Raw genomic sequence first — 26,646 nt, 5'->3', positions numbered from 1 at the left:
ATACTTTCTCCTGATTATCATAAATATATAATATAATGTTCGATTTTTTAGACGTTTATCCCTGGCTATTGCCTGTCATCATTTTTTTCGGTCGCATTATTGATGTGACACTGGGCACACTGCGTATAATCTTTGTATCGAAAGGTGCAAAAAATATAGCTCCTGTCATCGGTTTTATTGAAGTGTTTATCTGGATTGTTGTAATCTCTCAGATACTTACCCGTGCAAACGATCTGGTATCTTATTTATCGTATGCTGCCGGTTATGCGACGGGGAATTATGTAGGTATTTTGATTGAGAACAGAATTGCATACGGTATTGTATTATGTCGTATCTATACTCAGAAGAATGGCAAAGAACTGGTTCAATCACTTAATAAGCTCGACTTTGGAGCAACGTTGACTCATGGAGTGGGTTCAACCAAAGAGGTGGATATTATTGAAACTGTTGTCGACCGCAAAGAGATGAAAAATCTGGAGCAGTTGCTAACCGATTTCGACAACAACATATTCTATGTGGTGGAGGATGTACGTACCAAACAGAACGGGATATTTCCGAAAAGAAAAACTATTCTTTCGCGCTGGCGTATTGGCAAGTAATTCATCTTTTAGCTTCCTGCCAGATAGACTCCATCTCTTCAAGTGACATATCCTTGAGTGAACGTCCTGATGCCTTCACCTTCTTCTCCATGTAGTTAAACCGGTAGATGAATTTTTGATTGGTACGTTCCAGTGCATTGTCGGGATTCACCTTATACAAACGGGCTGCGTTGATGATGCTGAAGAGCATGTCGCCGAATTCATCTTCCATCCTGTCGTGGTCCATATTTTCGATTTCAACTTCCAGCTCTCCTATCTCTTCTTTCACTTTGTCCCATACATCATGGCGCCGGTTCCAGTCGAATCCGGCGTTTCTGGCTTTGTCCTGTATCCTGTAGGCTTTCACCAATGAAGGAAGTGACGATGGGACGCCCTCCAGAACAGTTTTGTTTCCCCCGTTTTCTTTAAGTTTTATTTGCTCCCACGATTTTTCTACAGTGACGGGAGAATCGGCATTCTTATCTCCGAAAACGTGCGGATGGCGGAAGACCAACTTGTCGCATATGGCGTTACAAACATCGGCAACATCAAAAGCTTTCTTTTCCTCTCCAATCTTAGAGTAAAAGACAACATGCAGGAGCAGGTCGCCAAGCTCCTCTCTTATTTCGTTGTTATTATTGTTGATAATTGCTTCAGCCAGTTCATAGGTTTCCTCTATTGTGTTTGCCCGTAAGCTTTCATTGGTCTGTACCCTGTCCCATGGGCATTTTTCGCGAAGCTCATCCATAATATCCAACAATCGGCCGAATGCCTCCAGTTTTTGTTCTCTTCTGTTCATAATTGAAACGGCATAGACGCCTTGGAGGCGCCTATGCAGATAAACTATTTTTTAAAGTTTGTCAATCCTGTCTGCAAGAATTCTAAATATTTCTCTACATTTTCATCGTAGGCATATGAAGGGCTTAGCGGTTTGCCCTCATGATCAAGTGCTATATAATATGGTTGCGCATTGGCTCCGAACTTGTGCCGCTGCAGGTAACTCCATTTATCGCCAATAGTTTTCAGTCGCGTATTCCTTTCGTTTTCATTCACTTCAATGATTTCCGGAAGGCGGGCTTTATCATCTACCATTAAAGTAATGAGTATATATTTATTGTCAAGGATATTTTTTACACGCGGGTCGGTCCATACCGATGCCTCCATTTTGCGGCAATTTACACATCCATAACCGGAAAAATCTATAAGAACTGGCTTATCCTGTTCCTTTGCCATTTTTATGCCGGTTTCATAATCCAAAGTCTTGGCATGTACCTCCCCTTTGTAGAGATTAAAGTCCTGGGTGTACAAAGGAGGCGAGAAGGCGCTGATAGCCTTTAATGGAGCGCCCCATAACCCGGGGATCATATAAATGGCAAATGCGATTGATATTATGGAAAGGAAAAGTCGTGGTATGGTTACATGCTGCGGTTCACTGTCGCCGGGGAACCTTATCTTCCCAAGAAGGTAGATCCCAAGCATAAAAAAGATTACAATCCACAACACAAGGAATACCTCCCGGTCGAGAATCCCCCATCCATAAGCCAGGTCGGCAACAGACAAAAACTTCAGTGCCAGTGCCAGCTCAAGGAATCCCAGTACAACCTTCACAGAGTTGAGCCAACCTCCTGATTTCGGCATATTGGCCAGCCATGAAGGGAATATGGCAAAAAGCACAAAAGGAATTGCAAGGGCAATGGCAAATCCAAGCATACCGATAGCCGGCCCAAGTATGCTGCCCGATACTGCAGCTTCCACCAGTAGCGTTCCTATGATGGGCCCTGTGCAGGAAAATGACACCAATACCAATGTAAAAGCCATGAAGAATATGCTTATAGCACCTGATGTCTTATCTGCTTTTTCATCCATCCTGTTTGTCCATTTTGATGGCAGCACCAGCTCAAAGCCGCCAAAAAAGGCGATGGCAAAAAAAACCAGAAGGGCAAAGAAGATCAGATTGAACAGTGCGCCGGTAGCCAGATTATTCAGCGCACTGGCGCCAAATATTCCGGTAATTAGAAGTCCCAGGATTAAATATATAACAATTATGGCGCTTCCATATACCATTGCTTCGGTGATAGCATTTTTCTTCTCTGCTTTATTACGTTTAAGGAAAAAACTTACCGTCATAGGGATCATTGGCCATACGCAGGGTGTAACCAAAGCAATTAGGCCGCCGATGAAACCGGCAAAAAATATCCAGAGCAACGACATTCCTGCAGTGCTGCCCTTCATCCCGAAATTTTGTAACTCTTCAATAACAGGAGCCCACAAAATATCACTATCAATCTCAGCCGACTTCGTTGACGTTAAGGTGTCAGCCGTAGATTCTTTCAGAGCATCATTAACCAAAACTGGTGACAATCCCGGAAAAAATGTTGCGTCACTGTTCTCTTTTACGGGAGAGCGGGCTTCTGTAAATGTTACCGGCAGTTGAGCAGAAGTAAACGAAAAATCGTGAGGTAGGGGAGGAGTGCAGCTTGAGTCGTCACACGCCTGAGCACGGACATCGCCCTGAATAGAGAAGTTGTCCTTATCAGTTACTCTCAGTCGCTGTGCAAACCTTGCATTATCCTGAAATTTACCTATTTCCATACCAAAGATGGCATCGTACTTTACCGTTGCATGCTTACCATCGGCATGAAATTTACCCGAAGGCTCCGCTCCAGTAATTTTATCGATGCTGAGTTGAGTGGGTGTAGGGCCTCCGTCCGGTATATCTGTATCATAAAGATACCATCCTTTTTTAATTTTTGCTTCGGCAACCAGATCTATTTCTCCGTTTCCTTTATCTTCAAGATAAAAGTTCCATTTCACCTCGTCCTGGGCTAATATGAGGGAGGTAAAAAGAAACAGAAAGCCAAAGAGGGTGGTTACTGATTTCATATTTAAAATGATTTTTCTGAGTTTAATCGGCAAAGTTAATAAACGGAACTTAATATCTTAGGTTAATATCGGTTATAAACAATTTTGTTGAGTTAAAACTCTTTTTTCATCATTAAATAAACAGTTACTGTTTTACGGTTAAATTGTAGATTGTTGAGCTTTTTACATGTATCAACTCTATGAGGGTATAGTTGAATATGTGATTTTTTGTTGACAGGTTGTACACCATTGTAGCTTGAAACTATTTGCTTGTTAGTATATCTAGCACAATCTTGTCAGCCTCTGTCATTCCAATTGTTCCAATCAATGCCAGATTTTTAATTGTTTTGTCAATCCCGTCATCTATTATTCCTTCTTGCGAGGTAACAACTTCATTTTCAATTGCCATTAATGCGGAAAGTGTTGCGGTAGAGACACCGCTCGCAATTTTAAGTGCACAGCTGGGTTTGGCACCATCGCAAATCATGCCGGTGATGTTGGCTATCATATTTTTCGCAGCATAAGTAACCTGTTCATAATTCCCTCCCATGAGGTAGGTAATTCCGCAACTGGCACCGGTAGAAGCAACCACGCAACCACAAAGTGCAGATAGTCGTCCCAGATGCTGTTTAATGTAAATCATTGACAGATTACTTAATATAAGTGCCCGGACAAGCTGTTCCTTAGAACAATTTTCGTTCTCGGCATATGTCAGTACCGGAAGTGTTGCTGCAATTCCCTGATTTCCGCTGCCGCTATTGCTCATGACCGGAACAGCAGCACCTGCCATTCTAACATCGCAGGCTCCTGCAGTTGAGGCTACCATTCTACTGTGCAGATTATCCCCAAAAATTTTTTTCCCTTTTGCTCCCTTAATATTTTTTGAAACGTTGTGTCCAAAGTGCCTTTTACCAGAAATCTCAGCTGCTCTTTTATTCATCTCAGCTGCATCGAGTATAAAGTTTAATTCTGTAATAGGGGATTCTGTTGCATAATCATATAATTTTCTGAAAGAGAGCTGAACGGCGATATCTGATACTTCCGGGCCATCTGTTTTCTTATCCAGGAGTACTTCTCCGTTTTTCTCGAGATAAGAAAAAGCCGTGTGGTTTCCGCTGATGATTGCTTTGGCATAATTGTTGCCTCTACTGCAATGCACTTCGATGAATAATTTATCGGAGACATCTTCCTTTAATCTTACATTTATCCTCTTCTCGTTAATATAACTCTTTCCGCTTTCAACTTCATCAGGTGTTAAATCTTTAAGCAGTTCCAGACAATCAGCAGATTTACCTCGAATCGCACCCAAAGCTATTGCTATAGGGAGCCCGTTCATCCCGGTACCGGGAATGCCGACGCCCATGGCATTTTTTAAAACGTTCGCACTTAGATGTACAACTATTCTCTCTGGCTTTTCACCTAAAATCTCAGTCGCTTTGGCAGTACATAACGACACTGAAATAGGTTCTGTGCACCCTATAGCCGGAATAATTTCTTGCTGCATCAGTAGTCTGATTTGCAGTCTCTCTTCATATGAAAGCACTTTGTCGATTTTTTTTGTTACCTAACGGCAAAGATACGTAAACTTGGCCAATCTTTTAAATGCTTTCCTGAAAGAATTGAAACGATGGTTAATTGTTGCCGTTGCAATGGTGCTTGTCTATGCTTTAATGATTGGCAGGTAAATTTTATTTTAGCATGCCTTATTTGTTTAACTGTATTGAAGAAAAGTTTTCAACACACCTTGTTAATAACTTTTGGGGAAGAATGGAGCACAAAATTCTCAAAGGAATAAATTACTCCCTAACTTTACACTCATTAAGTAAATATTTGTTGAAATGGAAAAACAAAAAAGAAGACCCTCTGTAAAAGTAGTAGAAAAAACAGTTGTTGCCCCTGATATAGGTAAATTGCCTCCACAGGCCAAAGAACTAGAAGAGGCAGTGCTTGGTGCGCTGATGCTCGAAAAGGATGCCTATTCGGTAGTTAGTGAGATATTGAAACCTGAAAGTTTCTATGACCCTGCTCATCAGCTTATTTACGGTTCAGTTCAGGGACTCGCCATGCAACAGAAGCCTGTGGACGTGCTTACGGTGGTAGAGGAGCTGAAGAGGAGAGGAGAACTTGAGACGGTAGGTGGCGCAGTTTATATTGCCGAGCTGTCAGAAAAAGTTGCATCTGCAGCGCATATCGAGTATCATTCTCGCATCATTGCCCAGAAATATCTGGCTAGAGAACTTATCTCTTTCTCCTCTGAGATTTCACAACAGGCTTTTGATGAAACTGTTGATGTGGATGACTTGATGCAAGAAACCGAAGGGCGGCTGTTTGAAATTTCGCAAAGGAACGTAAAGAAAGACGTAATACAGATCAATCCTATTATCAAGGAGGCGATGCAGAATATTCAGCTGGCTGCAAACCGGAAGGATGGTATGAGTGGCTTGCCTACCGGTTTTAAGGAGTTGGATAAGCTTACTTCAGGCTGGCAGAAGTCTGATCTTGTTATTATCGCTGCGAGGCCTGCTATGGGAAAGACGGCTTTTGTCCTTTCAATGGCAAAAAATATTGCACTCGATTATGAACAGCCTGTCGGCATCTTTTCTTTGGAAATGTCTAATGTGCAGTTGGTGAATCGTTTAATTGTTAATGTATGCCAGATAAAAGGTGAGAGCATTAAAAGTGGGCGACTCTCGGAAGACGAGTGGGAGAGGCTTGACAAAAATCACAAGTTTTTATATAATGCACCCATATATATAGATGATACACCCAGCCTGTCGGTGTTTGAGTTGCGTACAAAAGCGCGCCGCCTGATACGTGAGCATGATGTGAAAGTGCTTATAATCGACTACTTGCAGCTTATGAATGCCAGTGGAATGAGTTTTGGCAGCCGCGAACAGGAGGTGAGCATGATATCGCGATCGTTGAAGGGGCTGGCAAAAGAGCTTAATATTCCTGTTATTGCTCTTTCACAGCTTAACAGGGGTGTGGAAACACGCCAGGGGACCGAAGGGAAGAGGCCGCAGCTTGCCGATCTTCGCGAATCTGGAGCAATTGAGCAGGATGCCGATATAGTATGCTTTATCCACCGGCCGGAATATTACCGTATCACTGAAGATGATCGCGGAAACTCTTTGGTTGGTATTGCGGAGATCATTGTAGCGAAACATCGTAACGGTCCTACGGGCATAGCCAACATGAGATTCGATAGTGAATACGCGCGTTTTCAGAATCTTGACGAGTATGCTGTAGGTAAGAGATATGTGGAACGCCCTTCAAAGATGAATAAAAATTCAAAACAGGCAGAACCTTCGGGTGAATCATCGTTCTCTTCATCCGATTTTATTTCACAAAATAAAGATCCTCTCCCGTTCTAATAGAAAGTGTGACTGCATTATAGATTCTGTGTCATACTGTTTTCATACAGTTATTAAACTTAATATGTTAACACTGAAGTTTTCCTGTATAATCCTGTGAAACAGTTACGTGTAAAGAGTAAATAAAAGATTATAACTATAATTGTGTTTAAATTGTTTTAATTACTGTCAAACTACAGGCCGCTCATGATGTTATAAGGTACAATTCAAAATAATATTCGTACTTTTGTCCGTTAAAAGTTGTATAAGTGACCTCACATTAAAAACAGATAAAGATGGGTAACATGCTTAGGATAAGCAAAATTATTGCTATTGTTCTTTTTTTGAACACAGGACTCATTTCACTTCTGGCGCAGAATCTGCATTACCAAACCGTTACCGTTAACGGTCAGAAGTACTACGAGTACAGTGTACAACCCGGTGAGGGCCTATATGCTGTTTCGCGCACCTTCTCGGTTTCTGTTGCAGAGATTATTCGTAACAATCCCTCGGCAAGCAGCGGCTTGCAAAGAGGCCAGAAGTTGCTTATCCCGGTCACTAAGGATAATTCAGGGCTGTTGTCTGCCGGCACCAACGAAATAAGCTCAGGGCCGTCACGCCCTGTAGATCAGAATTCAACCTTCAGCCATACTGTTGTGAGTGGGGAAACCATGTATAGTATCTCTAAAATGTACAATACTACAGTTGATGAGATATACCGGCTAAATCCAGGTTCCAGCCAAACAATCTCTGAAGGCCAGATTCTTACAATCCCTCAGAGAAGGGTCATTAGCGAGGTTAAAGAAGATAACTATCGTTATCATACCATCCTCCCGAAAGAGACGCTTTATTCTGTTTCCAGAACCTACTCTCTCAAACCGGAAGATGTAATGAGAGCCAACCCCGGTTTGTCTGTAGAGACATTTCAGATAGGTAAAACAATACGGATACCTTTCTTCGAGTCGTATGAGGTGATCACTCCATATGAGAATCAGACTACCAACATAGTACATAAGGTTCAGAAAGGAGAAACTCTGTACAGTATTTCAATTCTTTACGGTGTTGACATTGAGGATATTGAACGTTATAATTCATCTCTTCAAAGGGGCTTGAAAACCAATATGGAGATTATTGTACCAGTGAAAAAAAGTGCTTTAGACGAAAATTCACGGTCTGCAATCAACGAAGCTAACCGGCTTCTGTCACAGAGTGTCCGCTCACAAAGGGTAGATATGATCAGGGTGGGGTTGCTGTTACCATTTTTGGATGAAACTGGTAGGGCGCATCTACGATTGCAGGAGTACTATGAAGGGTTTCTGCTTGCAGTTGAAAAAATGAAAAACATTGGTGCCAATATAGAGTTATATGTTTTTGAGATCGGAAAAGATAATGACACAAAAAAACTGCAAAGCTTGCTGGGAACAATGGAGATGCAGTCGCTTAACCTTATCGTAGGAGGAGTAAACGATGCACAGATAAAGGTCTTATCCGATTTTTCAAAAGCCTTTAATATAAAGTATGTAGTACCATTCTCTCAAAGCAACGGCGAAGTATTGAACAACGGGAATATCTTTCAGGTAAATCCGATGCTGAGTTCATCATACAACAAAGCATCTTCAGCTTTTTTGCAGACATTCAGAAATTCAAATATTATTTTTGTAAATGGCGGGCTGAACGATAAAATTGAGTTCGTTTCAATGTTGCAGAATAATCTACGGAGTAATAAAATAAAATACGAAACTATTGCTTTGACAAGCACACTCAGCAGTTCTATCCTTTCATTGTTGAGCAGCGACAGGGAGAATGTTATTGTGCCTGTTAGCGGTGATGCAGGTACCATCCGCCAGATAATGGATGAACTGAAAAAGGTGCGTGATTCAGATTCAGCATTTATGACACGTCTGTACGGGTATCCTGAGTGGCAGACATATTCGAACCTGAAAGATGACTACCATCTTTTCGGCACCTATATCTTTACACCATTCTTTATTGATGATAGTGATCCCGGTACAAAGGCTTTCATTGATGATTTCCGAAGATGGTATGACAGAAAACTGATGGATACCTATCCTAATTATGCTATGTGGGGGTACGATACAGCACTGTTTTTTCTGACCGCTATGCACCGGTACGGATCTAGTTTTGAGCAAAATATGAGGCAGGTGCGTTTAGCCCCCCTTCAGTTTACTTTCAATTTCGAAAGACCAAACAATTGGGGCGGTTTCATTAATACCGGACAGTATCTGGTTCTATATGACACGAACGGAAGGATTATTAAAACTGACAAAAGCAGATGAAACGTTTCTTCTCCATTGTCTCTGTTATTTTAATGTGCAGTAGTTTTATCTATGCGCAAAAGGAGACTTTTAAAAGTGAGCTTTATATTGGAGCCGGTGGAGGCGTTGCTTCATCAAGCATGGACTTCGTGCCAGGCATTCAGCAGAAATTGAATATCGGTTTTCATGGTGGCATTGCTGCTAAACTGATCTCTGAAAAACATTTGGGATTGATTGGAGAGTTGAATTTTGCACAAAGAGGATGGAAAGAGGAGTTCGACCCGGAATCAGGGTTTGATTATTCCAGAACGCTAAACTATGTTGAGGTGCCTTTTATGACTCATATCTATTTTGGTAATAGCTTCCGTTTTATAATTAATGTCGGTCCGCAAATAAGTTTTCTTATTGGGGATAAACAGAAAATGAGCCAGGCACTTGCCGATGACCTTGAAGCCCGCAGGTCGGCCAGCCCCGATGCCCGTATCGGTGTTCAGTACAGTCCGCGAAGTGAAATGAGTGTTGTGGATTATGGCCTGATTGGAGGAGCAGGAGTTGCTCTGAAAACTCCCATTGGCGATTTCGATCTTGAAGGGCGTTATTATTTTGGTTTGGGTGACCTCTTTACCAGCCGTAGAAGCGAAAATGCCTTCTTCTCACGGTCAGCGCATCGTGCAATTGAGGCAAAGCTGACCTATTACGTAAAAATCAGATAAAAAATTTTGTACATAAAGAAAAATGTACTACTTTTGAACAAATTTAGATGAATACATGTTCATATATAGATTCATTAATTTGAAAGCTGGTAAAATATGGAAGATTTAGAAATAGAAATAGGTAAAGATCAGAAAATTGATAAATCACAATTTGAAGAAGCTGCTTATCTATTGAGGTCGCTAGCTAATGAAACTCGTTTATGCGTTATATTACAGCTCTCGCAGACTGATGAGAAGTCTGTTTCGGAGTTACTGGAAAATATGGATTGCGAGCAATCACTCTTATCTCATCATCTCACAGATATGAGGGCAAAAGGAATTCTTAATTGCCGAAGAAGCGGTAAAAACAGCTTCTACTCTATTAAAGATAAACGAATTTCCAATGTGTTGAAATGTGTGATGGGTTGCGGCCGTAGCAATAACAATTAAGTAAAATAACATCTTTGTAATTTAGATATGATGACAATGCAAAAGATAAGTGATTTTTTTATAAAGCACTGGCTTAAAATAGCCGGAATAGCAACAGGAACACTTGGCGGATACCTTTATTACCATTACGTAGGATGTCTGCAGGGGACATGTCCGATAACCTCCAATCCCTACAGAATGATGCTTTATGGAGCAGTGGTAGGTTATCTCCTTTTCGAGCTGTTTACCGGAGACAGTTCACGTAAAAAATATAAAGAGGTTTCAAAAAAAAATGATATAAATCAAAAATTATGATTATAAAAAAAATCTTATTTGCTTCTGCTTTGACTGTTGCTATTGTTTCATGCAATAACATGAAACAAAAATCAGCTGCAACCATAACAGAAACAAAACAGGAAACAAACACAATTAAAACTGAAAATAGTATGAAAACGATTCATTTGACAAGAGCCGACTTTATGGAGAAAGTGGCAAATTTAGAAGAGAACCCCGATAAATGGGTTTATCTTGGAGACAAACCTTGTATCATCGACTTCTATGCAGACTGGTGCGGGCCATGCAAAATGATTGCTCCTATCCTGGAAGAGCTGGCAGTTGAATATGAGGATGATATTTATATTTACAAAGTAGATACGGAGGCAGAGCAGCAGCTTGCCGCTGAATTCGGTATCAGGAGTATTCCTTCATTGCTATTCTGTCCTATGGGGGAATCCCCGCAAATGGCTCAGGGAGCTCTTCCGAAAGATGCTTTTAAACAAGCAATAGATGAGGTGCTGCTGAAAAATTAATATAAATTTATAAGAGAGGCTATGGAACAGATTTTTTTTGAAAACAGGAGCAGATTCGGGTTTGAAGAGACTGTGGACAGACTATCTGAAATCATTGTAGAGGGTGGGTGGAGAGTTTTACATATTCACGACTTGCAGGAGACAATGAGAAAAAACGGGAAAGATGTTGTTCCTGTGAAAGTGATAGAGCTGTGCAAACCCGATCATGCCTATCGCTTATTGTCGGACGATCATTTGCGGCTCTATTCAAACATGATGCCCTGCCGTATTGCTGTTTATGAAAAAGACGATGGAGGCACCTATGTGTCGCGTATGAACCCGGCAATTCCCGCCTCGCATATAGGAGGCCCGGTGCTGGATGTAATGTCTGGTGCGTACAGCGATGCCGAAAAATTTGTAGAGAAAATAGTAAAGGAACAATAATTGTTACAATTATTATTTGTTATAAGGAACGAGGGTGTATCACAACGTGATTTCACCCTCGTTCTATTACCCGATTTTTTGTACATTTGTACTTCCAAATTACAGCTGGATAATGAATTCGATACAAGATTACGAGATAATGGCGCCGGCAGGGTCTTATGAGTCACTGACGGCTGCCATACAGGGAGGGGCAGATTCAATCTACTTCGGTATTGAAGGGCTGAATATGCGAGCCAAATCCTCCAATAACTTCACAATAGCCGATCTGCACAACATTGCCCGCATCTGCCGGGAGAACAACCTGAAAAGTTATCTCACGGTGAACACGATCATTTACAATAATGACATGACATTGATGCGCAAGATTGTGGATGCGGCAAGGGAGGCAAACCTGTCAGCCATCATAGCAGCCGATGTGGCGGTGTTGATGTACGCCCGCAGCATCGGCGTTGAGGTGCATCTCTCCACCCAGCTGAATATAACCAATACCGAGTCGCTGAAGTTCTACGCACAGTTTGCCGATGTGGTGGTTCTGGCACGGGAGCTCACCCTCGAACAGGTGGCTTCCATCCATCGCGATATTGTGGAGCAGCAGATTATAGGGCCCTCGGGAGAGCTGATTCGAATAGAGATGTTTGCACACGGTGCCTTGTGCATGGCCGTATCCGGAAAATGTTACCTGAGCCTGCACGAAAAAAATCTTTCCGCCAACCGGGGGGCATGTAACCAGATATGCCGTAGAGGATATATAGTGAAGGATAAAGATAGCGAGATAGAACTGGAAATAGACAATGAGTATATTATGTCACCCAAAGACCTTAAAACCATTCATTTTATGAACAAGATGATGGATGCTGGTGTGCAGGTGTTTAAAATTGAAGGGCGTGCAAGGGGCCCCGAATATGTACGTATTGTAACGTCGTGCTACAAGGAAGCGGTACAGGCTTATTGCAGTGACATATATACGGAAGAGAAGATAAGCGACTGGAACGAACGCCTTTCAACCGTGTTTAACCGCGGATTCTGGAACGGTTATTATCTTGGACAACGGCTGGGTGAGTGGACACACCGCTACGGATCAGGCGCCACAAAGAGGAAGGTGTATGTGGGTAAAGCCATCAAGCATTTTGGAAACCTTGGCGTGACAGAGTTTCTGGTAGAGACACAATCGGTCAGACAGGGTGACGAACTGTTGATCACAGGCCCTACCACCGGAGCTGTCTTTGTCACGGCCGACGATATTCGCGTGGATCTGGCCACTGTGCCGGAGGCGTTCAAGGGAGATCATTTTTCCATTAAAGTCAACGAAAAGATCCGCCCCAACGACCAGCTCTACAAAATGGTTGCTGCCAACAGAAAGGGAACGTCGCATGAACGCTGAATCAGTGTACGGAATGGTACTTTGCTGAAGTAAATTGAAAGAATCAACTTATTTATCCCTCCTCCTTGAACCAGCTGGAATACATAAGGTAGTTGTTGGCAATCTTCTGATTCATCCCTTTGGATTGTTCAGGATCTACCTTTTTTACAAATTTGGCGGGCACACCGGCATAGATGCTGCCAGGCTCCACCTGAGTGCCACTCAGCACTACTGAGCCCGCTGCAATGATTGCCCCTTCACCAATCACTGCATGATCGAGGACTATTGCCCCCATCCCAATAAGTGCGCCATCTTTTATCTCAGCACCGTGAATAACCACGTTGTGCCCAATGGAGACATCGTTTCCAATGACTGATACGGATTTCTGGTAGAGAGTGTGAAGAACAGTGCCGTCCTGAATGTTCACACGGTCGCCAATACGGATGGAGTTTACATCGCCACGAAGCACCGCATTGAACCAGATGCTGCAATTGCGGCCGATAACCACATCACCGATGATGGTGGCGTTATCTGCCAGGTATGTATCTTCGCCGATCACGGGAGTGAAGCCGCGAACTGATTTTATAAGGGCCATTGTCTTTATTTGGATCTGATCTTTTGAATTTGAGGCTTTATATTTATAATTCAAGGGCAGGTATCGCTTTTGGAATAGAAGGTACACGAGAAGGTACACGTGCCCTGAATTATTTATTTAACAATTGCTTGTATTGGTACTGTCATCACAATATATGCGACAGCTCAATTATCTGTAATACCATTTCTTAAATGGGTTTTGTCTTATCTTTCAACCAAATTTTTTCATCCTTATCAAGATGATTATTTAGCTTATCGTACACCATCTTATGATAGTTATTTATCCATTTAATCTCTTCTGCGGTAAGGAGTTCAACGGCTATAGGCCTGGTGTCGATGGGACAAAGAGTGATGGTCTCGAAATTATAGAATGTGCCAAACTCTTCAGTTTTATTGTACTCCCGGGTCACAATCATGTTCTCAATTCGTATGCCATATTGATTGGCACGATATACCCCGGGTTCGTTTGAAGTGACCATTCCAGGTTGTAGTGGGGTCGGATTTTCTTCAAGGCGGATGTTCTGGGGACCTTCGTGTACGTTGAGAAAATGTCCGATGCCGTGACCGGTTCCGTGCCAGTAGGTAAGGCCGTTGTTCCACAAAGTTTTTCTGGCAAGAATATCGAGTTGGGAACCACGCGTGCCTTCTGGGAATATGGCTGTAGCAAGAGCGATATGACCCTTAAGCACATTGGTATAATCTTCCTTCATCTGTTTGCTTACCTCCCCTAATGCTATCGTGCGGGTGATATCGGTGGTGCCGTCTTTGTACTGGGCGCCGGAATCTATCAGCAACAATCCTTCAGGCTGCAATTTCAGGCATGTCTCCGGCGAAGCATGGTAGTGAATGATGGCACCATTAGTACCATATCCTGCAATAGTTCCGAAGCTTTCTCCAACAAACAGGTCCTGCCGGGAGCGGTATTCTCGCAACTTTTTTTCGATGTCTGTTTCGGCTACCTCCCCTGTAGGGACTGCTTTTTCAAGCCACATATAAAATTTCACGAGTGCCACCCCGTCTTTTACCATTGCATTGCGGAAGCCCTTAAGTTCGGTTTCATTCTTTACGCTCTTCATCAGGTCTACCGGTGATGGAACATCCACAATTTTGCATGAAGCAGGAATTGTCAGAAGCAGATTGTAATTAATTTTGTTGCCTGTAACACAAACAGAACTGTTCTCCGGTAGCCTGGATACATATTCAAAGATTTTGTGATAATCGTCAATCTTGATTCCCCGTTCCTTATAAAAGCCCGCCACTTCACCGGTCAATTTTACCTGATCGATGAACAGTACCGTCTCATTTTCTGAAACGTATGCATAGGCAACTGCCACGGGATTGTATTCAACATCGTTTCCCCGCAGGTTGAAAGTCCATGCAATGGTGTCGAGCGTGGCAATTATTAGACCGTCCGCATCCAGCTTCTTCAGCCTGGCATTGATTCGGCCGATCTTGCTTGTCACAGATTCTCCGGTAATATCATCAGGAAGTATGAAAATGCGGTTTTTGGGAATCTCGGGACGATCGGCCCTTATTTCAGTAAAAGGGTCGAATGATGAATCAAGACTAATCCCTTTTGCATTGAGTCTGTTCTTCAGTGCTATTGCATCAGAAGCGGCATATACCATTCCATCTATGCCTACAGTGGCGCTCTGACCCGTCTGTTCAATAATCCAGTCCGTCATATCCGGAGTGCCGGGCTGCCCCATTTTGAAAAGTTCGAATCCCGTATCTTTCAATTCATCTGCCGCTTGCAGAAAATACCTCGAATCGGTCCACACTCCTGCTTTTTCTTTGGTAACTACCGCTGTGCCGGCTGATCCGGTGAAACCGCTTATCCATTTTCTGGATTCCCAATGTTTGGGCGGATATTCACTCAAATGAGCATCGGTAGTTGGGATGATGAAGGCATCAAGCTTTTTTGCCTCCATGAAATGTCTCAGGGCAGCGAGCCTTTCGGGAATTTCGTTTGTTTTCATTATATTTACAATATGAATTTATTTTTTAAACAACAAATATAATAATTTGTTCTTATTTTTGGGCTTCAAAACAGGATAAAGAGTAAACAGTGCATAATAAAATTACTGTTCTGTTAAATGTCAAACTGGCATGGATGATAGGAACGATAAAAAACTGGCAATCTATTATCCGGTGATCTTGAAAACAGATCAGGACAATATAAATCAATTATGAAGTTGGTTTATCATGTATTCCTGTATTCCGGTATTTTTTTCAGTCGATCACTCATAATTAATTGTTGTATCAAATGCCCTTTTTTAAAGTTAACAGCATAATCGCATGATGATATTGATATTAAGTAAAGACTTGGGCAGATATTCATCAATGTGTCAGCTAATTGAGAATAAAAATGGAAACAAAAATAAGACTTAACAAGATGCATTTTTATGCATTTCACGGAGTGATGCAGCAGGAAAAGGTTATAGGTAATGAATTTGAAGTGAATATTACTCTTAAAGCAGATCTTGAGGCAGCCAGCATGTCTGATGATGTATCAGATACCGTTAACTATTCAGATGTGTATGATCTGGTAAACAAGGAAATGAAAATCCCTTCAAACCTTATTGAGCATGTTGCCTGCAGAATATGCAGAAAGATAAGGGAATATTACCCTGTGCTATCTGCAGTGGAGGTGAGTGTGAAAAAGATGCATCCCCCTGTCAATGGTGAGATGGAAAGTGCTGAGGTTATAATAACCTGCTAATGTTTTTTATGGAGTGATGAGACAGATCTCATTGCAACCATCCTGCTTATCTCGCAACTTTTTTCTACCTTTGCATAAATTATTTATAAATGGACCAGCGCTTAGATGAAATAACATTAACTGCCGTTGCAGAAGATGACACCACTTTACAAAATGCCGGCCCTGTTGAGCAACAGGACGGGCCGCTGATGTTGCGCACCGAAAATCTTGTTAAAAAATACGGTAAGCGCACAGTGGTAAACCATGTCTCCATAAATGTGAAGCAGGGAGAGATAGTAGGACTGCTGGGACCTAATGGAGCTGGTAAAACTACCACTTTTTATATGACGGTGGGGCTGATTGTTCCGAATGAAGGTGAAATATTTATCGGTAACCGGAATATTACACGTTATCCTGTTTACAAACGCGCCCAGAGTGGTATCGGTTATCTTGCACAGGAGGCATCTATTTTTCGAAAGATGACGGTAGAGGATAATATCAAATCGGTATTGGAATTTACTGATAAGTCGCCCGAAGAGCAGCTCGACAAGCTGGAGTCACTGATTAATGAGTTTGGGCTGGAGAAAGTGCGTAAAAATCCGGGTGATCGTCTTTCGGGTGGAGAGCGGCGCCGTGCAGAGATTGCACGTTGCCTGGCTATTGACCCGAAATTTATTATGCTGGACGAACCTTTTGCCGGAATTGATCCTATTGCAGTGCAGGATATTCAATCTGTTGTAGCTCAATTAAAATATAGAAATATTGGAATTCTTATCACAGACCACAATGTAGATGAAACATTAAGTATCACCGATCGCGCATATCTCCTCTTTGAAGGGAAGGTGTTGTTTCAGGGCACAGCTGAAGAGCTGGCAGCCAATACAATCGTGCGTGAAAAATACCTGGGACGTGATTTTGAACTCAGAAAACGTGTATTCGAAACTTTATAAACGCTGTATGGCAAGAATCCTTTCTATAGATTACGGCAAAAAACGTACCGGAATAGCTGCGAGCGATCCGCTGCAGATCATTGCCAACGGGGTGACGACAGTGGAGACCTCAAAACTTTTCGATTTTCTGAGTGAATATCTTCAAAAAGAGGATGTCTCATGTATCGTTGTTGGCCTCCCCAGGCAGATGAATTACGAACCTTCGGAAAATATGAAAAGAGTAGAGCCGTTTGTGAATCGTCTTAGAAAGCTATACCCTGATATTCCCGTGGAGTATTACGATGAGCGGTTTTCATCCAGAATGGCACAACAGACAATGAGAGATGCGGGACTCAAAAAGAAGAGCCGTCAGAATAAAGAGTTAGTAGATGAAATAAGCGCTACCATTATCCTGCAGGGATACATGGAAAGCAAAAGAATAAAATAAGTTTATCAGTTTTATTACGCAGTTGAGAGAAGTGTACCCGAGGCTTTTATACCCGGCAGTGCGACAAGGCCGGGTAAGCTGAAGATTAGATTATGATTTTACCAATATATATATACGGACACCCTGTGTTGCGCAAGGTATCAAAAGATATCGATCCCCTTAATTATTCCAATTTGAGTGAGCTTGTTGAGAACATGTTTGAAACCATGTATAATGCTGATGGAGTTGGGCTTGCCGCTCCGCAGGTGGGGCTAGAGGATAGGATTTTTGTAGTGGACCTTTCTCCGCTTGCGAGTGAGGAACATAACGGATTCAAAGATTTTAAAAAGGTATTTATAAATGCTCATATCACTGAGCGCGGCGGTGAAATTGAGGCTGTTGAAGAGGGATGCCTGAGTATCCCGGGGATTCATGAAAAAGTACCCCGTGAAGGAGAGATACGCATAAAGTATCTTGATGAAAACCTTGTTCAGCAAGATATTACATTCTCGGGTTTTATGGCACGGGTCATCCAGCATGAGTATGATCATTTGGACGGGATAATGTTTGTCGACAGAATATCACCGCTGCGTAAGCGTATGGTGAAGGGTAAGCTCTCAAACATGGAAAAGGGAAAGGTTGCTTGCGAATATAAGATCAGAACCGTAAAGTGATATAGTTCTGCTATCACTCTCCTTTGGTGAGCCTGGCCGCTGCCTTATTGTCCAGAAACCAGAAAAGATTTCCCGAATCAGGCTGCACAAGAGCGGCTGGATACTTATCCTCTGCATTTTCTGATTGTTCAATTATCTCCTTCACCTTTTGTGCCTTATTTTCGCCGGTTATAAGGAAAGCTATGTTGCTAGAGGCGTTGATCACTTTTCCAGTGAGAGAGATACGCTTTTGGCCGCTTACGGGGTGAGTCGCAGCAACACAATTTTCGTCGCTGTACCAGAGTTTCATTTCATGAGGGAAGATGGAGGCCGTATGGCCGTCGTCGCCCATACCCAACATCATTATGTCAAAAACGGGTATCCCATTTTTTGATTCCAGCTCTCTATTCAGCAGTTCGCCATATCTTTTGGCTTCAGCTTCAGGGTCGTTATCCCCCTGAACAGGAAAAATATTTTTGTCAGCCAGATGTATAAAGTTAAACAGATGCTCTTTCGTCATCCCGTAATTGCTTTCAACATCTGTGTGAGGAACGCAGCGTTCGTCTCCCCAGAAAAATTTGACCTTTGTCCAATCTATTGCACCCTCGGGCAGTCTGGCCCAATAATCAAACAGCGACCTGGGTGTGGAACCACCAGAGAGAGCTATTGTTGCAAGCTCCTTTTCAGCTAATATATCTGTAAGCCACCCGGTAAATGATATGTTTAATTCTTCAGCAGTATTATAAATTCTAATTTTTCTCATGCAAGTAAATGATTTTTTTGTAGTTCTATAGTTCACAATATATTCCGTCTTCCGCCAGATTTTTGCATGGGTATCGCCATGTGTTCTCTTTTCCCTCAATAAGGTCATCAGCTACATCGGGCCCCCATGAACCGGAAGGATATCCATGAAGAGGTATATTCTTGTCATTCGCCCAGTAATCGAGGATAGGCTGCACAAATTTCCACGTTTCTTCGGCAGCCTCACCCTGCATGAAGAGCATGTTGTCGCCGGCCATACAATCGAGAATCAACCGCTCGTATGCGCTTGGTATATAATGGTCGTTCAGTTCAGAGTAGTGAAAATCCATATTGACAGTTTTTACTTCGTATCCACTGCCGGGAACCTTCATACCTGTTTTTAGCAGTATACCCTCATCGGGTTGAATTCTCAGTATAAGTTGATTGTCAGACTGATCCATCATGTCGGCCGATCTGAATAGTTTTTGGGGCGATGGCCTGAAGTGAATTACTACCTCCGATACGTGTGTGGGAAGCCGTTTACCTGTACGTATATAAAATGGTACGCCCTCCCAGCGCCAGTTGTCGATATATACTTTTATCGCTGCATAGGTCTCGGTTCGGGAGTTTTTATCCACATTATTCTCATCGCGATAACTTTTGTAATGTTTGCCCCGTACAGTGGCTTCAGTGTACTGCCCGCGTATTACGTTGTTTTTAAGATCTGTTTCACTAAAAGGGCGCAATGAACGGAAAACCTTCATCTTTTCGTAGCGAATCTCTTCCGGTGTTATTTTGCTTGGTGGTTCCATCGCTACCAATGACAATACCTGCAAAAGGTGGTTTTGCACCATGTCGCGAAGTGCTCCCGATTGGTCGTAATACCCACCTCGGTCCTCAACACCTATACTTTCCGCGGCAGTAATCTCCACATGCTGGATGTAGTTTCTGTTCCATAGCGGCTCGTAAATGCCATTGGCGAAGCGTGTAACCATTAGATTCTGCACGGTCTCTTTGCCCAGATAGTGATCGATGCGGTAGATCTGATCTTCACTGAAAAACTCAAGCAGCAGCTTGTTAAGCTCAACAGCCGAAAAAAAATCATGTCCGAAGGGTTTTTCGATAATAATTCTTCTGAACCCTTTTTGTTGCATCGTGAGTCCCTGTCCGTATAAAAACTTAGGTATTATGGTGTATAGAGAAGGTGGTGTGGATAGGTAGAAAATATAGTTAGATCCGAGGACAAACTGTTTATTCAACTCTCCTAGTTTATTTTTCACATGTATATACTCTTCTCCCCTTCCGGTATCGATGCTCATGTAGAAGACCATGGAAAGGAAGCTCTCTATCTTATCTGAGGCTGCATCCTTATAGTGTGAGAACTGCAAGATCCCCTCTTTCATTTTTTTTCTAAACCGGGTATTGGTTAATTCCGACCGGCTTACTCCAAGAATGGCGTATCCTTCAGGCAGAGAATCGTTCATATACAGGTCGAATACGGCAGGAATAAGTTTGCGATATGTCAGGTCTCCTGAGGCGCCGAAAATTACCAGCGCCTGATTGGATATTTTTTTCATTTTAAAAATTGAGTTAGCAGTTAAGATAAATATGCAACAAATGTAGAGCAAAAAAGTTGAATCTACAGCTCTCAAAGAAAAAATCGACTGCCAATAGAAAGTAATCATTGTTGTCGTTTTGAATGTATTATAATTTGTTGTATCTTTGCCGCTCGAAAAATATTTTTTCCAATTAACGCTTTAATAATTAATTTAGTATGAATAATTACGAAACCGTTTTCATTTTGACTCCCGTTTTGTCTGATGTACAGATGAAGGAAGCGGTTGAAAAATTCAAGAAACTCCTTACGGACCAAGGAGCTGAAATTGTAAACGAAGAGGATTGGGGTTTGCGCAAACTGGCTTACCCTATTGACAAGAAAACTACCGGATTTTATGCATTTCTGGAATTCAAAGCAGATCCTTCGATGATTGAACGATTGGAAGTTAATTTCCGTCGTGATGAACGGGTTATCCGTTTCCTGACAGTTAAACAAGACAGATTTGCGCTGGAGTATGCCGAAAAAAGAAGAAACAACAAAGGAGGCAAAAGGCATGAAGCCCGTCCCCAGGCTTCTGAAACTGTAAAGACCAGAAAGACAGAGACTGCTGTGGCGGTTGAAGATGTAGAATTAAACGAAAAGGAGGATTAAGAGATGGCTAAGCAAACAGAAATCAGATATTTGACACCACTGTCGGTGGATGTGAAGAAGAAAAAATATTGCCGCTTCAAAAAGAACGGTATCAAATATATTGACTATAAAGATCCTGAGTTTTTGAAAAAGTTTCTTAACGAACAAGGGAAAATTTTACCGAGGAGAATTACCGGTACATCATTGAAGTTTCAACGACGTATTGCACAGGCAGTAAAGAGAGCACGTCATATTGCCATGCTTCCATACGTAACCGATTTAATGAAATAAAAGGAGGAATAGGAGATGGAAGTAATTTTAAAAGAAGACGTACAGAATTTAGGCTACAAAGATGATGTAGTGAATGTAAAAAAAGGATATGCACGTAATTTCCTTATTCCTCAGGGAAAAGCTGTTATTGCCAGTGAATCAGCAAAGAAAGTGCTGGCTGAGAATCAAAAGCAGCGTGCCCACAAGCTTGCACAGATTAAAGCCGATGCACAGGCTCTAGCTGACAAGATGGAAGGCGTTACTTTGACCATAGGAGCCAAAACCAGTACTACCGGTACCATTTTCGGTTCTGTTACCAACATTCAGATTGCTGATGCACTTCAGGAAAAAGGCTTTGAAGTGGACAGAAAGTTAATTGTGATAAAAGGACAGGTAAAAGAGGTTGGTAACTACGTGGCAACAGTAAAACTGCATAAAGAGGTTTCTGTTGAAATTCCGTTTGATGTAGTTGCCGAATAAGATTTTTACGCAACATGATATGCAAAAACCTCGGGTAAAAGCCTGGGGTTTTTGCATTGTTCTCATACAAGTTTTTCTTCAAGCGCCATTCGCACTAACACTGCTGTGTTTTTGGCGCCCAACTTGAGCAGTAAGTTTTTTCGATAACTGTTGATGGTCTGGTTCCCCAGGCACATCTTATCGGCAATCTCAGGGTTTGTGTAACCTTCAACAATGAATTGTAAAAGTTCTTTTTCCCGTGGTGTGAGCCACACTGGGTTGCGTGATCGTTTGCGCATAAGCATATCTATTTCTTCACTCAGAAAACGCTCTCCGTCCATTACTGTTCTGATGCCCAGGAGAATCTCTTCGGGCATAGCGTTTTTTATAACATAGCCCATGGCGCCGTTCTCCAGTGTACGGCGCACCATTGCGTATTCACCATAACTGGTCAACGCGACAATCTTAAGGTCGGGATAGCGTTGGTGAATCTCCTTGCAGAGGTCGATACCACTGATATCAGGCAGGTTTATATCCAGCAATACTACATCTGCCTTTTTCAGGGTGAGCTGTTGTAAACACTCTTTGCCTGTGTAGGCTGTACTGCAAACAGTGGCAAATTCTGATTCATCTATCAGCTTTTTTAACCCCTCGACCAGTATTTTGTGATCATCTACAATCAGTACCTGTATCATAATGTTTTATACTTTAAAGTCAACATTTACCTCTGTCCCCTCACCTGTTTTTGAACAGATGTTCATTGTGCCATTAAATGAGGTGACTCTGTTCTGAATACTTATCAAACCTATCCCATCTGTCTTTACAGTAGGGTCAAAACCCTTTCCGTTGTCCTGAACGGTAACGGAAACCCGGTCTTCTTCCTGCAATAACTGGACATTTATTTCAGTCGCCTCAGCATGTTTAAGGGCGTTATTTACCAGTTCGTGAACCGTACGGTAAACAATTATTTCCAGTTTTTGATTCAAACGTTCATTGTTGCCGAAACGATGGAATTTTACGTTGGGGAGGCTATCGCAAAAATCAGACAGTGCTATGTTCAATCCGTAGCGTGACAATGATTCTGGCATCATATTGTGTGCCACGCGACGCAGTTCCCGCATAGACTTATCTAACATCTCCAGCACTTTGTTGAATCGGAACACATCTTCTTCTTCAATGATAACATCTTTTTTCATATCAAAAAGGTTTAGTTTTACTGCAGAAAGCATTCCTCCCAATCCATCGTGAAGATCCCTGGCCAAGCGTGTGCGTTCGGCTGTCTCTCCCTCCAGCACTGACTGAGTGGCTACAAGCTGCTTCTCTTGTTCGAGCTGAATAACTTTGTTGTCGGCTAGCTGTTTTTTTGCTTTGGTGTTTTTATTGCGGAGGTGTAGAAGTAAAATCATTGATAACAGTGAAATTACAATTAACAAAACAATAATTTGGTAATTTTTCTGATCTTTTTGCAATGAATTGATTTTCATCTCTTTTTTTTCATTCTGGAAGGTGGCTTCCAGTAAGTTCAGATGTTGCCTGTTGTTCTCATTAAGTATGCTGTCACGCATACTGTATGATAAATCCAGGTAATTGTATGCTGTGGCAAAACTATCGTTTTGCTCTTCAATTTTTGATAGAAGCCACAATGCTCGCTGTACTATATCTCCGGTTTGGAATTTTTCTGCCCACGCTAATGCCTTTTGAACTTCATTACGCGATTCCATGAGTTGATTATTTGAGAAATATGCCTCAGAAAGATTGATTGAAACGCGCATTTGTTCATATTCGTTACTCAGGCTGTCGGCAAAGGCAGATGCACTAAGAAGATGCTTAACCGACTGCCCGTAATCATTTTTATAATACCTGTAATATCCTCCGTAGTTCAAATGTACCAGGTCTAAAATGTAATAATCTTTTCTTTTTAAAGCAATGGCTTTGGCTTCTTCAAGCATTTGCGGGACTTCATCATATTTTCTCTGGTTAATCAATGATGCCGCAAGTGTGGTACTGCTCACCGAGAGCAGATACTCATCCCTATTTTTCTTTGCCATGGCATAACATGCTCGTGCATATTCTTCCGATTTTTTGTCATCCTTTAGAAAAGAGTAGAGAGTGGATAAGTTATTTAAAGTTCGTGGGAGGATTTTAGTGTCTTTTACAGTATCAAAAAGTCGCATCGCATTTATATACAGCTCGATGGCGGACAGGTAATTACCCTTGCGCAGCTCTATTGTACCCAGGTTATGGTATATAGTACCTCTCCCAAGGACAAAATCGCTACCTGAATGCTTCCGGTAAATGCTGTCGGCACGCTCACAACTCTTTGTTGCCATCTCAAAATCCTGTTTGATATCAGAATAAAAACTTCCCTGTAACTTGTAAGCCCTGGCTAATGCAAGGGGGTTTTGGTGGCTTTTTGCCAGCTCCCCGGCTTTTACTGCAAGCATATAAGCACTGTCGGGATAAGTATAAAGTAGATTTTGTGAATGTGAAAGAAGTGTATCGGGATTGTGTTCCGGATCTGTTGCTTTTAGATAAGAGCCATTTTTTAAGTTGCATCCTGTTGATAACAATAATATCAGGATAAGATGAGCAATGCAAGCCGGAATTTTCCTTTTTGGTTTCATAGTAATTCAATTTTTCTCCAAAAATAGGGAAATTTAATGAATACAAATTTAAATTAAGTAACATATTTTAAAATACCCCTTTTTGGGGGTATTTATCAGACACATAACCATATATTTTTGTAAATACATTTACTTTATAACAAAAAATGAGCGTCATGAGAAAATTACTTTTATTCCTTAGCATGATATTTATGCTATCATTTACTTCAAATGCACAGAGCTGGATCAAGAAACTGGGCAATACTGCCAAAGATGCTGCTCAGCGTGCTGTAGAGGAGAAGGTGGAAAGAAAATCAGATGAAGTGACTAACAAGGTGATGGACAGGGCTGAAGAGTCTGTCACTAAGAAAGGTGATGAGGATAACACGGATGTACGTAAACGGGAATCGGATGAAAACGATGATGCATCTGAGCATGATCAGACAGTATCTGGTTCCGATGAAAAAGGATCTACGGTGTTGCAATCTTTTTCTAGTTATGATTTTGTTCCGGGCGATCAGATTTTATATTTTGAAGATTTTTCCAGTGATGCTATCGGAGATTTTCCTGCAACTTGGACTTCCAATAGTGGTGGTGAGGTAAAAACGGTTAATATAGCCGATGGCCATTGGTTTCATATGTATGGAGAGGATGCCACCTATTGTTATATGCATTCCGTTAAATTCCCTGATAATTTTATTATGGAATTCGACATTATTCCTGACAATGAATACAAATATGGGACACAGCTCACATTTTATCAGGAGGATCAGCAAGAGCACAAAGAGATGAACGATGATCTTTATCCCGGTATTGGAGGTTTGCATATCAGGCTGATGAGTGATTGTTGGGAGACCAAAGGATACAGTGATGACAAAGAGTGGATAAATGGGAAATCGACAATTAAACCGGTAAGACTTGAAAGAGTGAACCATGTGATTGTGTGGATACAAAAGCGTCGTGTTCGCATCTATCACGAAGGTCAGAAAGTACTGGACATACCTACCAACATTTACGAGGGTACCCTTTTTAACCGCTTCCGCTTTTCAGCCTGGGATTCATACAGCTTTCCGTATATTACCAATCTTAAGATAACTACAGCTTCTCCCGATACGCGCAGTAAACTTATTACTGAAGGTAAATTGGTGAGTTACGGTATTTATTTTGATGTGAACAAGGCCGAAGTAAAACCAGAGTCTTATGCCACCATGAAGAGTATTGCCGGTGTCCTAAGTGATAATCCCGGAGTAAGGGTTAGAATTATTGGCCATACCGACAGTGACGGCGATGATAATCTCAACAAGACACTATCAGCCAAAAGGGCAGAGTCGGTTAAAAATGAACTGGTTACATCTTTCGGCGTTGAGCCAGCCAGGCTGGAAACGTCAGGAGCTGGAGAGGGAGAGCCAATTGCTCCTAATGACTCACCTGAGAATAAGGCTAAAAACAGACGTGTTGAGTTTGTAAAGATATAAAATTATTTAATTTGCAGAAGGGCTGACAGAATGCAGATTGTTAATTTATTATTGGTGTTTAATATGCTTTTTAATGCGAACAGCGTAGTTGTTAGATTATATTGATATTAAATGAATTTTTACCGAACTGTTATTGAGAATTTTAATATTTAAATTATTTACGCATGAGAAAGATAATTTTTGTAATAATGTTTTCTCTGTTGTTGGGAGCATGCGGAGGCGACAGAAAAAGCAAGCCGGAGGATGAAACAACAATGAAAGAGCTTGCAGGGGACGCTTCCAAAAAGAGATACCCCTTGGCACAGGGAATAATTCATTCAACTTCTGAAACAATGGGTGTTGAGGTTAATACCGTTACCTATTTCGATAAATGGGGTGACTGGGAAGCTATCGAGACAACAGTTCCAATGGAGATAATGGGAGAGGACTACTCCTCACACACCCTTGAGATCATTAAAGGTGACGAACATTGGAGAATAGATCTCGACCAAGGAACCGGTGAGCATTATGTAATGACTAGATCAGTAAATCCAATGGGTGTTGATGTAGAGGGTATGTCAGCTGAGTTATCGGGTAAGATGAATATTGAGAAATTGGGCGATGTGGACTATCTTGGGTACAAGTGTCAAAAGATGAGGATAAAAAGCGACAAGGGTACCGAGATGGAATATATTATGTTCGGTAATGTGATGATGAGTATGGAAGGTGAGGCTATGGGAGTTAAGTCTAACACCAGGGTGATATCGGTTGAAGAGGTAGCGCCGCCGGCTGAAAAGTTTGAGATACCAGGTGATATTAAATTCATGGAGTAGTCATGAATCTTT

General features: G+C 41.8%; 26 protein-coding genes and 1 pseudogene. 18 read left to right on the top strand and 9 right to left on the bottom strand.

Annotation, left to right across the window (positions count from 1 at the left end; translation table 11 throughout):
• The first annotated feature begins 35 nt into the window (after nucleotides 1-35).
• Entirely contained in the window at nucleotides 36-599 is a 564-nt protein-coding gene (locus B3B27_RS04360; protein WP_238867896.1) for a DUF2179 domain-containing protein, read from the top strand.
• A gap of 1 nt (nucleotide 600) precedes the next feature.
• Here B3B27_RS04360 and mazG read toward each other — a convergent pair whose 3' ends face one another.
• The 3 genes from mazG to B3B27_RS04345 form a co-directional block, all read right to left on the bottom strand.
• Nucleotides 601-1,377 carry a nucleoside triphosphate pyrophosphohydrolase gene (gene mazG, locus B3B27_RS04355; RefSeq protein ID WP_286846934.1) on the bottom strand — a complete coding sequence of 259 codons (777 nt, stop codon included), beginning with the start codon at nucleotides 1,375-1,377 and terminating at the stop codon, nucleotides 601-603.
• Nucleotides 1,378-1,421: 44 nt separating this feature from the next.
• On the bottom strand, nucleotides 1,422-3,461 hold the full coding sequence (locus B3B27_RS04350; protein ID WP_286834432.1) for a protein-disulfide reductase DsbD family protein: 2,040 nt from the start codon (nucleotides 3,459-3,461) through the stop codon (nucleotides 1,422-1,424).
• A gap of 241 nt (nucleotides 3,462-3,702) precedes the next feature.
• Nucleotides 3,703-4,944 carry a serine dehydratase subunit alpha family protein gene (locus B3B27_RS04345; RefSeq protein ID WP_238867893.1) on the bottom strand — a complete coding sequence of 414 codons (1,242 nt, stop codon included), beginning with the start codon at nucleotides 4,942-4,944 and terminating at the stop codon, nucleotides 3,703-3,705.
• Between the two features lie 334 nt (nucleotides 4,945-5,278).
• Here B3B27_RS04345 and dnaB point away from each other — a divergent pair, with 334 nt between their 5' ends.
• The 8 genes from dnaB to B3B27_RS04305 all read left to right on the top strand — a co-directional run bounded on the left by dnaB (nucleotide 5,279) and on the right by B3B27_RS04305 (nucleotide 12,803).
• Complete coding sequence (gene dnaB, locus B3B27_RS04340; RefSeq protein ID WP_238867892.1) at nucleotides 5,279-6,814, top strand: replicative DNA helicase; 1,536 nt, start codon at nucleotides 5,279-5,281, stop codon at nucleotides 6,812-6,814.
• Between the two features lie 275 nt (nucleotides 6,815-7,089).
• Nucleotides 7,090-9,090, top strand: a complete 2,001-nt coding sequence (locus tag B3B27_RS04335) for a muramidase family protein (RefSeq protein WP_238867891.1) — start codon at nucleotides 7,090-7,092, stop codon at nucleotides 9,088-9,090.
• Nucleotides 9,087-9,782, top strand: a complete 696-nt coding sequence (locus B3B27_RS04330) for a porin family protein (protein ID WP_238867890.1) — start codon at nucleotides 9,087-9,089, stop codon at nucleotides 9,780-9,782. Before B3B27_RS04335 ends, B3B27_RS04330 begins: the two co-directional genes overlap by 4 nt.
• 96 nt (nucleotides 9,783-9,878) lie before the next feature.
• Nucleotides 9,879-10,211 carry an ArsR/SmtB family transcription factor gene (locus B3B27_RS04325; RefSeq protein ID WP_238867889.1) on the top strand — a complete coding sequence of 111 codons (333 nt, stop codon included), beginning with the start codon at nucleotides 9,879-9,881 and terminating at the stop codon, nucleotides 10,209-10,211.
• Between the two features lie 36 nt (nucleotides 10,212-10,247).
• Nucleotides 10,248-10,505, top strand: a complete 258-nt coding sequence (locus tag B3B27_RS04320) for a DUF6132 family protein (protein ID WP_238867888.1) — start codon at nucleotides 10,248-10,250, stop codon at nucleotides 10,503-10,505.
• Nucleotides 10,505-10,999, top strand: a complete 495-nt coding sequence (gene trxA, locus B3B27_RS04315) for a thioredoxin (RefSeq protein ID WP_238869518.1) — start codon at nucleotides 10,505-10,507, stop codon at nucleotides 10,997-10,999. Before B3B27_RS04320 ends, trxA begins: the two co-directional genes overlap by 1 nt.
• Nucleotides 11,000-11,020: 21 nt before the next feature.
• The gene (locus B3B27_RS04310; RefSeq protein ID WP_238867887.1) at nucleotides 11,021-11,422 is read left to right on the top strand and encodes a DUF302 domain-containing protein; all 402 of its coding nucleotides are present in this window, start codon (nucleotides 11,021-11,023) and stop codon (nucleotides 11,420-11,422) included.
• A 112-nt stretch (nucleotides 11,423-11,534) separates the two neighbouring features.
• Nucleotides 11,535-12,803: a peptidase U32 family protein gene (locus tag B3B27_RS04305; protein ID WP_286834420.1), complete on the top strand. Its 1,269-nt coding sequence runs from the start codon at nucleotides 11,535-11,537 to the stop codon at nucleotides 12,801-12,803.
• Nucleotides 12,804-12,855: 52 nt separating this feature from the next.
• Here the strand turns inward: B3B27_RS04305 and B3B27_RS04300 are convergent, their stop codons facing one another.
• Together B3B27_RS04300 and B3B27_RS04295 are read right to left on the bottom strand one after the other, a co-directional pair.
• Nucleotides 12,856-13,377, bottom strand: a complete 522-nt coding sequence (locus tag B3B27_RS04300) for a gamma carbonic anhydrase family protein (RefSeq protein ID WP_286845764.1) — start codon at nucleotides 13,375-13,377, stop codon at nucleotides 12,856-12,858.
• 187 nt (nucleotides 13,378-13,564) lie between these two features.
• Nucleotides 13,565-15,355, bottom strand: coding sequence for an aminopeptidase P family protein (locus B3B27_RS04295; protein ID WP_286845763.1), 1,791 nt, complete (start codon nucleotides 15,353-15,355; stop codon nucleotides 13,565-13,567).
• A 389-nt stretch (nucleotides 15,356-15,744) separates the two neighbouring features.
• On the opposite strand from B3B27_RS04295, the gene folB reads away from it, so the two are divergent.
• The 4 genes from folB to def all read left to right on the top strand — a co-directional run bounded on the left by folB (nucleotide 15,745) and on the right by def (nucleotide 18,107).
• On the top strand, nucleotides 15,745-16,098 hold the full coding sequence (folB, locus tag B3B27_RS04290; RefSeq protein ID WP_238867883.1) for a dihydroneopterin aldolase: 354 nt from the start codon (nucleotides 15,745-15,747) through the stop codon (nucleotides 16,096-16,098).
• A 188-nt stretch (nucleotides 16,099-16,286) separates the two neighbouring features.
• Nucleotides 16,287-17,027 carry an LPS export ABC transporter ATP-binding protein gene (gene lptB / locus B3B27_RS04285; RefSeq protein ID WP_238869517.1) on the top strand — a complete coding sequence of 247 codons (741 nt, stop codon included), beginning with the start codon at nucleotides 16,287-16,289 and terminating at the stop codon, nucleotides 17,025-17,027.
• A 7-nt stretch (nucleotides 17,028-17,034) separates the two neighbouring features.
• A complete protein-coding gene (gene ruvX / locus B3B27_RS04280; protein ID WP_238867882.1) occupies nucleotides 17,035-17,454 on the top strand; it encodes a Holliday junction resolvase RuvX in 420 nt (139 codons plus the stop codon).
• 92 nt (nucleotides 17,455-17,546) lie between these two features.
• Complete coding sequence (gene def, locus B3B27_RS04275) at nucleotides 17,547-18,107, top strand: peptide deformylase (RefSeq protein WP_238867881.1); 561 nt, start codon at nucleotides 17,547-17,549, stop codon at nucleotides 18,105-18,107.
• 13 nt (nucleotides 18,108-18,120) lie between these two features.
• On the opposite strand, the gene pgl is transcribed toward def, so the two are convergent.
• Both pgl and zwf read right to left on the bottom strand, forming a co-directional pair.
• The gene (pgl, locus tag B3B27_RS04270; protein WP_286834412.1) at nucleotides 18,121-18,849 is read right to left on the bottom strand and encodes a 6-phosphogluconolactonase; all 729 of its coding nucleotides are present in this window, start codon (nucleotides 18,847-18,849) and stop codon (nucleotides 18,121-18,123) included.
• Nucleotides 18,850-18,874: 25 nt separating this feature from the next.
• On the bottom strand, nucleotides 18,875-20,404 hold the full coding sequence (gene zwf, locus B3B27_RS04265; protein ID WP_238867879.1) for a glucose-6-phosphate dehydrogenase: 1,530 nt from the start codon (nucleotides 20,402-20,404) through the stop codon (nucleotides 18,875-18,877).
• A 197-nt stretch (nucleotides 20,405-20,601) separates the two neighbouring features.
• Here zwf and rpsF point away from each other — a divergent pair.
• From rpsF to rplI, 3 genes and pseudogenes are all read left to right on the top strand, one after another.
• Nucleotides 20,602-20,934 (top strand): annotated as a pseudogene (rpsF, locus tag B3B27_RS04260) (30S ribosomal protein S6); the annotation flags it as partial.
• 105 nt (nucleotides 20,935-21,039) lie between these two features.
• A complete protein-coding gene (gene rpsR / locus B3B27_RS04255; protein ID WP_238867878.1) occupies nucleotides 21,040-21,306 on the top strand; it encodes a 30S ribosomal protein S18 in 267 nt (88 codons plus the stop codon).
• A gap of 15 nt (nucleotides 21,307-21,321) precedes the next feature.
• On the top strand, nucleotides 21,322-21,765 hold the full coding sequence (gene rplI / locus B3B27_RS04250) for a 50S ribosomal protein L9 (RefSeq protein ID WP_238867877.1): 444 nt from the start codon (nucleotides 21,322-21,324) through the stop codon (nucleotides 21,763-21,765).
• Nucleotides 21,766-21,827: 62 nt separating this feature from the next.
• Here rplI and B3B27_RS04245 read toward each other — a convergent pair whose 3' ends face one another.
• Both B3B27_RS04245 and B3B27_RS04240 read right to left on the bottom strand, forming a co-directional pair.
• Complete coding sequence (locus tag B3B27_RS04245; RefSeq protein ID WP_238867876.1) at nucleotides 21,828-22,439, bottom strand: response regulator; 612 nt, start codon at nucleotides 22,437-22,439, stop codon at nucleotides 21,828-21,830.
• Nucleotides 22,440-22,445: 6 nt separating this feature from the next.
• Nucleotides 22,446-24,368: a sensor histidine kinase gene (locus B3B27_RS04240; RefSeq protein ID WP_238867875.1), complete on the bottom strand. Its 1,923-nt coding sequence runs from the start codon at nucleotides 24,366-24,368 to the stop codon at nucleotides 22,446-22,448.
• A gap of 155 nt (nucleotides 24,369-24,523) precedes the next feature.
• Here B3B27_RS04240 and B3B27_RS04235 point away from each other — a divergent pair, with 155 nt between their 5' ends.
• A complete protein-coding gene (locus B3B27_RS04235) occupies nucleotides 24,524-25,822 on the top strand; it encodes an OmpA family protein (protein WP_286846931.1) in 1,299 nt (432 codons plus the stop codon).
• A gap of 164 nt (nucleotides 25,823-25,986) precedes the next feature.
• The gene (locus B3B27_RS04230) at nucleotides 25,987-26,634 is read left to right on the top strand and encodes a hypothetical protein (protein WP_238867873.1); all 648 of its coding nucleotides are present in this window, start codon (nucleotides 25,987-25,989) and stop codon (nucleotides 26,632-26,634) included.
• Nucleotides 26,635-26,646 lie beyond the last annotated feature (12 nt).

It is taken from the genome of Proteiniphilum sp. UBA5463 (genome assembly GCF_002427225.1).
In the GTDB taxonomy this organism is placed as follows: Bacteria; Bacteroidota; Bacteroidia; order Bacteroidales; family Dysgonomonadaceae; genus Proteiniphilum; species Proteiniphilum propionicum.
Note: the sequence above shows the minus strand (reverse complement) of the source record. Positions and strands in the feature narration are given on the sequence as shown.